8 protein-coding genes are annotated in these 7,332 nt (G+C 66.7%); 3 read left to right on the top strand and 5 right to left on the bottom strand.

Going from position 1 to position 7,332, the window contains the following annotated elements; translation table 11 throughout:
* Positions 1-26: 26 nt before the first annotated feature.
* Both ACODR8_RS17775 and ACODR8_RS17780 read left to right on the top strand, forming a co-directional pair.
* On the top strand, positions 27-1,523 hold the full coding sequence (locus ACODR8_RS17775) for an ABC transporter substrate-binding protein (protein ID WP_489008489.1): 1,497 nt from the start codon (positions 27-29) through the stop codon (positions 1,521-1,523).
* Between the two features lie 26 nt (positions 1,524-1,549).
* Complete coding sequence (locus ACODR8_RS17780) at positions 1,550-1,972, top strand: DUF4112 domain-containing protein (protein WP_489008490.1); 423 nt, start codon at positions 1,550-1,552, stop codon at positions 1,970-1,972.
* A 3-nt stretch (positions 1,973-1,975) separates the two neighbouring features.
* Here the strand turns inward: ACODR8_RS17780 and ACODR8_RS17785 are convergent, their stop codons facing one another.
* Genes ACODR8_RS17785 through ACODR8_RS17805 form a run of 5 tightly spaced genes read right to left on the bottom strand, consistent with a single transcriptional unit; the run spans position 1,976 to position 6,120 of the window.
* The gene (locus ACODR8_RS17785) at positions 1,976-2,680 is read right to left on the bottom strand and encodes a ribonuclease T2 family protein (RefSeq protein ID WP_489008491.1); all 705 of its coding nucleotides are present in this window, start codon (positions 2,678-2,680) and stop codon (positions 1,976-1,978) included.
* Positions 2,673-3,521, bottom strand: a complete 849-nt coding sequence (nadC, locus tag ACODR8_RS17790; RefSeq protein WP_489008492.1) for a carboxylating nicotinate-nucleotide diphosphorylase — start codon at positions 3,519-3,521, stop codon at positions 2,673-2,675. Before nadC ends, ACODR8_RS17785 begins: the two co-directional genes overlap by 8 nt.
* Complete coding sequence (nadA, locus tag ACODR8_RS17795; protein ID WP_119746232.1) at positions 3,521-4,507, bottom strand: quinolinate synthase NadA; 987 nt, start codon at positions 4,505-4,507, stop codon at positions 3,521-3,523. Before nadA ends, nadC begins: the two co-directional genes overlap by 1 nt.
* Positions 4,508-4,540: 33 nt before the next feature.
* Positions 4,541-5,260, bottom strand: coding sequence for a DUF4230 domain-containing protein (locus ACODR8_RS17800; RefSeq protein WP_489008493.1), 720 nt, complete (start codon positions 5,258-5,260; stop codon positions 4,541-4,543).
* Positions 5,245-6,120 carry an MBL fold metallo-hydrolase gene (locus ACODR8_RS17805; RefSeq protein WP_489008494.1) on the bottom strand — a complete coding sequence of 292 codons (876 nt, stop codon included), beginning with the start codon at positions 6,118-6,120 and terminating at the stop codon, positions 5,245-5,247. Before ACODR8_RS17805 ends, ACODR8_RS17800 begins: the two co-directional genes overlap by 16 nt.
* Before the next feature lie 249 nt (positions 6,121-6,369).
* Between ACODR8_RS17805 and ACODR8_RS17810 the strand changes: the two genes are divergently transcribed.
* The gene (locus ACODR8_RS17810) at positions 6,370-7,263 is read left to right on the top strand and encodes a tyrosine recombinase XerC (protein WP_489008495.1); all 894 of its coding nucleotides are present in this window, start codon (positions 6,370-6,372) and stop codon (positions 7,261-7,263) included.
* Positions 7,264-7,332: the final 69 nt, after the last annotated feature.

Here is a 7,332-nt window from a genome sequence, read left to right on the forward strand (position 1 = left end):
ATAGCGGGCTAGGGTAGCGGGCCATCATGTCGACCGTGCCCATCCCCCGTCGGCGCTTCCACCGCCTTGCCCTTGCCGCGCTGCCCGGCCTGCTTGCGCTGCTTGGCGGCTGCTCCAGCGAGAATAACGACCCTGTGGTCGTCAGCGTCGTGGGCGACCGGGATGATTTCGCCAAACCCTTGCAACATCTGCCTGATCCCGGCGCCAAGCTGATCCTGGAAGCGACCGCGCAGGGGCTGGTCGCGTTCGACGCCAGCGGCGACATATTGCCCGCACTCGCCCAGCGCTGGATCGTCGAGGATGACGGGCGCAGCTATATTTTCCGCCTGCGCCGCGCCTTCTGGGCCAATGGCGCGCGCGTCACCGCGCCCGACGTCGCGCGGATGCTGATGGCGCGGATCGAATCGCTGCGCCGCTTCGACCCGGACGGACCGCTGGACGCGGTGCAGGCCGTCATCCCGATGACCGGCGAAGTGATCGAAATCCGCCTGGCCGCCGCCCGTCCCCACATCCTCCAGATGCTCGCCCAGCCGCAAATGGCCATCGTCTCGCGCGACGGCGGCACTGGCCCTTATCGGCGCAAGACATGGGGCAAGGCGGTGATCCTGACCCCGGTCGACCGGCTGAGCGGCGGGGACGAGCCGGAAGAAACGCCGGTCCCCGCCTGGCAGACGCGGGTCGTGCGTTCCGAACGGGCAGCGCTGGCGATCATACGCTTCCGCGAACGCCAGGCGGCGCTGGTGCTGGGCGGACGCCTAGCCGACCTGCCGCTGCTGGTCACCGCGGGAATCGATCGTGACGCGGTGCGCGCCGATCCGGTGCAGGGCTTGCTGGGGCTGGCAGTGACCGGCCGGGGCCGCCTGCTGGACGATGACGGGGTGCGCGCAGCCATCAACATGGCGATCGACCGCAGCCAGATTCCCGCCCTGCTGCCGATCGGCGGCTGGGCAACCAGCAACCGCATCGTCCCCGACCAGCTTGACCTTGGCCGTCCGCCGACAGAACCCGACTGGGCGGCGCTGTCGCTGGAGGATCGACGGGCGCAGGCGCGCGCGACCATCGACCGCTGGCGCACCGATCGCGGCGCGCCGCCGCCATTGCGTATCGCCCTGCCGCAGGGTCCGGGCGCAACCCTGCTGTTCGGGCTGCTGCGCCGCGATCTTGGCGCGATCGGCTTGGCCGTCCGCCGCGTCCCCCTCACCAGCGACGCGGACCTGCGGCTGATCGACGAAGTCGCCGCCTATGACAGCGCGCTCTGGTATCTGGGCCGGGTCGGCTGCGCCCGCAAAATCCATTGCAGCAATGAAGCCGATGCCCAACTCCAGGCCGCGAGCCTCGCCAGTTCGCTGGCCGATCGCACGGCCCGCATCGCGCAGGCCGAAGCGCTGATGGTCGCGCATAATGGCTATATCCCGCTCGGCGCACCGATCCGCTGGTCGCTCGTGTCCAAGCGGCTCAACGGCTTCCTGCCCTCGCCCCGTGCGCGCCACCCATTGAACCATCTGTTCCGCCGCACCAATTAGGAAGGGCAACAGGAGACGCTTTGCCCATGCCGATTTCGCCCGATCCCGCAAAGGCTGGCGCCCGCGCCATGCCGGGCTTTGGCCGCGACCCTGCTTCGGTCCGCCGTCGCATCGAAACGATGGAGGAGGTGCTGGAGCGGCTGTTCGTCGTTCCCGGCATCAACCGCCCGGTCGGCATCGACAGCATCGTCGGGCTGGTCCCGGTGATCGGCGACCTGGCAACCGCGTCGATGGGCATCTGGATGATCTGGGAAGCCCGAAACCTCGGCATGTCGAAATGGCAGTTGACCCGCATGTCGGCCAATGTCGGGGTCGATACGCTGCTGGGCGCCATCCCCCTTGTCGGCGACCTGTTCGACTTCGCCTTCCGATCGAACAGCCGCAACCTGCGCATCATCCGCAAGCATCTGGACAAGCATCATCCCTCGACCGTGACGATCGAGCGCTAGCGATTAGCGGGGCGCAATCCGCACATAGCTTGCGACCGGCGCGCCGCCCTGATGCGCCGGGCAACGGGCAAATTTCATCGCCCGGTCCATGCACAGCCACACTTCGCTCAGCCAATTGTCGCGCGTCGTCGTGACGCGCAGCATGTTCGGCTTCAGCCCCCGATTGGCGCGGGCAAAGGCTTGCGCGAATTGCCCCACGGTCAAATTCCTGGTGCGCGCCAGCGCCCCCATGTCGGGATAGCGGATCGACTCGTAGAGGCTGCGCGACCGGTCGAAATATTGCTTCGGCTTGCTCGTCATGCAGGTGCCATGCTTGGCCCATTCATGCTGGATCAGCTGGACCGAGGGCGTCGCGCACAGATTGTCCCGGATCACCGCGCGCGGCACCAGATCGGCCGCGCGGCAATATTGCGGCCACTTCTTGCCATAACCATCGGGCCACAGCCCATGCAGGGTAAAGCCGAACCGGCCATTGCGCCCGCCGCACTGAAGCGCACTGCGTCCGCCCGTCGCGGTCGAACAATATTGCGGCGACCAGCTGAGCGCCAGCGTATAGCTGCCGATCGGCAGGATGCGCCTCGGCTCCTGCGCGCTTGGTCCCTCGATATCGGGCCGTTCGATCCGCGCCGGCGGGCTGCACTGGGCGGATTGCGCCAGCGCCGTCCCCGGCATCGCGATCAGCGCCAGCATGGCCAGCCGTTCAAGCATAAGCAAAATCCAGCCCGATGTCCGCCGCGGGGGCCGACTGGGTCAGCCGCCCGACGCTGATATAGGTGACGCCCGTTTCCGCCTTCGCCCGGATCGTCTCCAGCGTCACCCCGCCCGACGCCTCGGTCGGCACCCGCCGGGCGACCAATGCCGTCGCCGCGCGCAGCATTGCCGCATCCATATTGTCGAGCAGCAAATGGGTCGCCCCGGCGGCCAGCGCCGGTTCGATCTGGTCGATCCGGTCGACTTCGACGATGATCTGCTGCACCCCGGCATCGACCGCGCGGCGCACCGCTTCGCCGACCGACCCAGCCACCGCGACATGATTATCCTTGATCATCGCCGCGTCCCACAGCCCCATGCGATGATTGGTCGCCCCGCCCATCCGCGTCGCATATTTCTCAAGGACGCGCAGCCCCGGAATGGTCTTGCGCGTGTCCAGCAGCGTCGCGCCCGTCCCGGCGATCGCATCGACATAGGCCCGCGTCATCGTCGCGATGCCGCTCAGATGCTGGACCGTATTGAGCGCCGACCGCTCCGCCGTCAGCATCGCCCGCGCCTTCCCACGAATCCGCAAAATGTCGGTCCCCGCCGCGACCTGATCCCCATCCTGACGCAGTTGTTCAATCACCACATCAGGATCAAGCGCCCGAAAAAACGCCACCGCCACCGGCAACCCCGCCAGCGTCACCGCATCGCGCGTGTCCATCACCCCGTCGAACATCGCGTCCGCGGGGATCACCGCCTCGCTGGTGACATCGCGCCCGTCCGGGCCGAGATCTTCGGCAAGCGTGGAAGCGACGAAAGCGGCAAGGTCGAAATGGGGGAGGGAGAAGGTCATCACCGCGCCCCCAAATCCCCCAACCCTACCGTCGCACTCGCCATTTCCAGCATCCGGTCCAGGCTCTTCTTCGCGCCCAGCCGCAGCGTCTCGTCCATCTCGATGCGCGGCTGTAGGTCGCGCAGCGCCAGATACAGCTTCTCCATCGTGTTGAGCGCCATATAGGGGCAGATGTTGCAGTTGCAGTTGCCGTCCGCACCGGGCGCGCCGATGAACGTCTTTTCCGGCACCGCCTTTTCCATCTGGTGGATGATATGCGGTTCGGTCGCGACGATCAGCGTGTCGCCGGGCATCGTCTTGGCGAAATCAAGGATGCCACTAGTCGATCCGACATAATCGGCATGATCGACGATATAGGGCGGACATTCGGGGTGCGCGGCGATCGGCGCGTCGGGGTGCTGGACCTTGAGCTTCAGCAATTCGGTCTCGCTGAACGCCTCATGCACGATGCACACGCCCGGCCACAGCAGCATGTCGCGGCCCAGCTTACGCTTCAGATAGCCGCCCAGATGCTTGTCGGGACCGAAGATGATCTTCTGATCCTTCGGGATCTGCGACAATATCTTCTCGGCGGACGAGGATGTCACGATAATGTCGGACAGCGCCTTCACCTCGGCCGAACAGTTGATGTAGCTCAAGGCGATATGATCAGGATGCGCCTCGCGGAACGCCTTGAACTGGGCGGGCGGGCAACTGTCCTCCAGGGAGCAACCGGCATCCATGTCGGGCAGTACGACGATCTTGTCGGGCGACAAAATCTTGGCCGTCTCCGCCATGAAGCGCACACCGCAAAAGGCGATGACATCCGCATCCGTCTCCGCCGCCTTGCGCGACAGTTCCAGCGAGTCGCCGACGAAATCGGACAGGTCCTGAATTTCAGGGCTTTGATAATAATGACCCAGGATCACGGCGTTGCGCTCCTTGCGCAGCCGCTCAATCTCTGCGCGCAGGTCGGTGCCCTGCGGAATGCCGGTAAAAGCGTTCATATGCCTAAAACTCCTCGGTCCCTGTTGAGCGCCCTAACGCTGCCGTTGCCGGTTGGCCAGCACCTCGTTGATCGGTGTGGTCACGTCCCAGCGCTCACCATTCCTCCCCTTGCGCTCCGGCGGAAAGGTGACGATCACCTGCGCATCGCCATAGCCCGCCGCGGTAAGCGGTGCCGTCATCAGCTTGCCGATCGCCGCCCGGCCATAATCGCGCGCCTGCGCCAGGCGTTCGGGCGAGCGCGCGGTCGCCAGCGCGCGGCTCTGGGCATGGACGGACACGCGGCGGCTCAGCGCCTCGCTCGCCTGCCGGGTCACGAACAGGCCGTTGGTCTGCACCAAAGTGCGGCGGCTTTCGTCGACATTGGGCTTGCCCGGCATCACGTCCGGCGCGTTGACGATCAGCGTGCGGGTCTGCCCGTTCCATTCCAGATCGCCCGCGTCCAGCTTGCTCACATCGACGAAATAATCGACCGAGAAGGGCATTTTGACGACCTGATCGGATTTCAGCAGACCAAAGCCGCGCACATCCTGCGCGCTGCTCTGGATCGTGCCGTTGAGTTCGGAGACTTTCAGGCTGCTGACCCCGGACAGCTTGGCCGCGATCACCTTGGTGACGGCAGACCCGTCCTCCTCCACCGCCACGACATAATCGCGGTCATAGCGCTGCCAGCCAAGCCACATCGCTCCGGCCACGAACAGCAGGACCAGCCCGGCCGCAACCGGCCCGGCATAGCGTTTCAGCGCATCTGCCACAGGCCGTCCGCCGCGCGCACGATCCCGCGCTGATCAAGGTCGATCAGATGCGCCAGCACCGATCGCCCGGCGGCGGCATGCAGGCGCGGATCGACGCCCTTATACATTTCGGCCACCATGTCGGGGATGACGCTGTCGCCATTGCGCTCCAGAAAGCGCAATATCTGGCCCTCGCGCTGCTTGCGATGCCCCATCATGCCGCGCACCAGCCGCTGCGGATTGTCGATCGGCTCGCCATGGGCGGGATAATAGACCGCATCCTCGCGCTCCAGCAGCCGCTGCATTGACCGCATATAATCGGCCATATCGCCATCGGGCGGAGAAATCACGCTGGTGGACCAGCCCATGACATGATCGCCGGTGAACAGCGCCTGTTCCTCGACCAGCGCAAAGCAGAGGTGATTGGACGTATGCCCCGGCGTCGCCACCGCCTCCAATGTCCAGCCGTCGCCCGCCAGCCGTTCGCCATCGGCCAGCACCCGGTCGGGGCGATAGGCCGCATCGAACGCCGCATCGGCGCGCGGCCCGTCATCGTCCAGCGTCAACGGCGCGCAGCCGATCACCGGCGCGCCAGTCATGGCGCTCAAGGGGCGCGCTGCCGGGCTATGGTCGCGATGGGTATGGGTGCAGACGATCGCGACCACAGGCCGCCCCGCAATCGCCGCCATCAGCGCCGCCAGATGGTCCGCCTCGTCCGGGCCGGGATCGATCACCGCCACGTCGCTGCTCCCGACCACATAGGTCTGGGTGCCTGTAAAGGTGAAGGGCGACGGATTGGGCGCCAGCACGCGGGCGACCAGCGGCGACAGCGGCATCGCCACGCCGGTTGGCAGGTCGGCCAGATCAAAAGGGGGTGCCATGCTTCCCATGTGCCTATTTCTCACCGGATTTCAAGGCCGCGCCTGTCCTATCGGCCCCGCTGCTGCTACGCTGTCGCCACGGCTCTTTCCCATCGTCGGCCCCGGCCCGCTGCTTGCCCGGCAGTCCCCAACCTCTTAGCGAAGTAATAAAACGTCTCTATATTGTTCTTTTATGTCTCATTTGCCGGGAAATATGCGAAGTTAAGCCCGCCATTTCCTATTTTCCCACGCCTGCCCTAGACAGGCCATATGCCCTCCCCAGACCTTATCGAACGCTGGCGTCATCATCTCAGCCTCGACCGGCGGCGATCGACCCATACGGTGCGCGCCTATGTCGCGACCGCCGAGCGGCTCATCGCCTTTCTGGAGGCGCATCATGGCGAGCAAGTCACCGTCCCGCTGCTCGCCCGGCTGGAGCAAGCGGACCTGCGCGCCTTCCTCACCGCGCGGCGGATGGACGGGATCGGCAATCTGTCGGCGGCGCGCGAATTGTCCGCCGTGCGCGGTTTCCTGCGTTTCATCGGGGGCGAGGAAGCCCGCGTCCCGCTGCTCAAAGGCCCGCGCACCAAGCGCGGCCTGCCCCGCCCCATCTCCCCCGACGAAGCCGTCGCGCTGGCGCAGGACATTGCCGAGGGCGCACGCGAACCGTGGATCGGCGCGCGCGACTGGGCGGTGCTGCTGCTACTCTATGGCGCGGGCCTCCGCATCGGCGAAGCGATGGGTCTGACCGGCGCGGTGCTGCCCTTGAGCGAAACCCTGCGCGTCACCGGCAAGCGGGGCAAGATGCGCGTCGTCCCGCTGCTGCCGCAGGTCCGCGCCGCGATCGACGCCTATGTGGCGCTTTGCCCCTACCCCATGACCCGCGACGAAATGCTGTTTCGCGGCGCACGCGGCGGCCCGCTCTCCCCCGCCCTCATCCGCCGCGCGGTACAGGGCGCACGGGGACGCCTCGGCCTCTCGGATCGCACCACGCCCCACGCGCTGCGCCACAGCTTCGCCACCCATTTGCTGGGCCGCGGCGCGGACCTGCGCAGTCTGCAGGAACTGCTCGGCCATGCCAGCCTGTCCTCGACCCAGGTCTACACCCAGGTCGATGCCGCGCATCTGATGGACGTCTATCGCAACGCCCATCCCCGCGCCTGAATCCCTACCTCCGTGGGGGGGGGGGGGGGGGGGGGGGGGGGGGGGGGGGGGGGGGGGGGGGGGGGGGGG

The organism is Sphingobium sp. FG58 (assembly GCF_057809055.1).

Bases quoted from the DNA above. Each gene is read 5' to 3' on its own strand.
- ACODR8_RS17775 (WP_489008489.1), top strand. From the start codon at position 27: ATGTCGACCGTGCCCATCCCCCGTCGGCGCTTCCACCGCCTTGCCCTT.
- ACODR8_RS17780 (WP_489008490.1), top strand. From the start codon at position 1,550: ATGCCGATTTCGCCCGATCCCGCAAAGGCTGGCGCCCGCGCCATGCCG.
- ACODR8_RS17785 (WP_489008491.1), bottom strand. From the start codon at position 2,680: ATGCTTGAACGGCTGGCCATGCTGGCGCTGATCGCGATGCCGGGGACG.
- nadC (WP_489008492.1), bottom strand. From the start codon at position 3,521: ATGACCTTCTCCCTCCCCCATTTCGACCTTGCCGCTTTCGTCGCTTCC.
- nadA (WP_119746232.1), bottom strand. From the start codon at position 4,507: ATGAACGCTTTTACCGGCATTCCGCAGGGCACCGACCTGCGCGCAGAG.
- ACODR8_RS17805 (WP_489008494.1), bottom strand. From the start codon at position 6,120: ATGGCACCCCCTTTTGATCTGGCCGACCTGCCAACCGGCGTGGCGATG.
- ACODR8_RS17810 (WP_489008495.1), top strand. From the start codon at position 6,370: ATGCCCTCCCCAGACCTTATCGAACGCTGGCGTCATCATCTCAGCCTC.